The following is a 1,029-nucleotide window of genomic DNA, read 5'->3' as shown; positions in this document are numbered from 1 at the left end:
CAATGGCTGACGGGGAGACCTGCTCTTTTTCAAGTGCGCTTTGGGCTTTGTCTGGTTTGTCGGTGAAGATATCAAGGCGCTCTGTTTTTTCAGTCAGGTCGTTTATCAGGGGCTTAGATAGGGTAAACGCTTTGCCAGACAGTAAAGTATGGGCTTTTGGCTCAATATGGTGGGCGCTATGAACGTAGTCGTATTGCAGCGGCGCGTCTTTTAAGCTCTCTAAGTTGACGCGCTGCGTTTCCCCTTTGCTCTCAAGCGTGAGGCTTTCTTTGTCAATGTGAGTGACAAGGTAGCTTTGGTTCGCGTCCAAGCCAGCAGGGAAGTGTTTGCCTAACGTTCGAAGGCGTTCGCCTTGGGCGATGTTGAGACTTTGCGGTTTATTGGTTTGCATCTTCATGTGCTTAAAGGCGCGACTGGACGGGTCAAAGGTGTGTGATTGTCCATCGTGTTTGCTGAGTGCGGTCATGGTGTTGCTCTCTTTATCGATACTGGCGATGACAAAACTCTGAGGTTTGTTTTTCTCCCAATGGGTGAGTGTCATGCCAGGTTTGTAGTGTTGGACGAGGGGTTGCTGCGCTTTGGAGAGGTGGTGAGGGGTTTGAGTGAATAGGGTGGTTTCGTGTCTGGCGAGGGCGCCGGTATTTTTCAGTTGGCCCCGTATCGCTTCGGTTAACCGCCGCTGCTCGACGCCGGAGGTGGCAATCACTTGCGTGTTGGCTTTATCGGGGAGGTCTGAGTACACCCGCGCTATCCTATCGGTGTCATTGTCATGCAGTTTCACGTTGGTATGGCTGGCTCTCTTGCCGACCCAAGAATGACTCTCAACATTGCCTTTTTGATACAGCGAGATAGCGTTATTGGCTTTAAATCCCTGACGGCTTGATACACGATTAATCATCACTACTTTACTGCTCGATTGTTTGGCTTTATCGGTGAGGGCCAGCAACTCATTGGCACTCATCTTATTGGCGTCATCGATGAGCAAGACGTCTTTATTGGTCAGCGGCGTATCGCTTTGCAGTAAGCTAT

The 1,029-nt window shown here is 50.3% G+C and carries 1 pseudogene; it reads right to left on the bottom strand.

Annotation, left to right across the window (positions count from 1 at the left end):
- A pseudogene (locus AACW75_RS24290) lies at positions 1 to 1,029 on the bottom strand (conjugative transfer relaxase/helicase TraI); the annotation flags it as partial.

Source organism: Vibrio sp. L3-7, assembly GCF_963898195.1.
GTDB lineage: Bacteria > Pseudomonadota > Gammaproteobacteria > Enterobacterales > Vibrionaceae > Vibrio > Vibrio echinoideorum.
The sequence above is the reverse complement of the archived record's forward strand: the minus strand, read 5'-3'. Positions and strand labels throughout refer to the sequence as shown.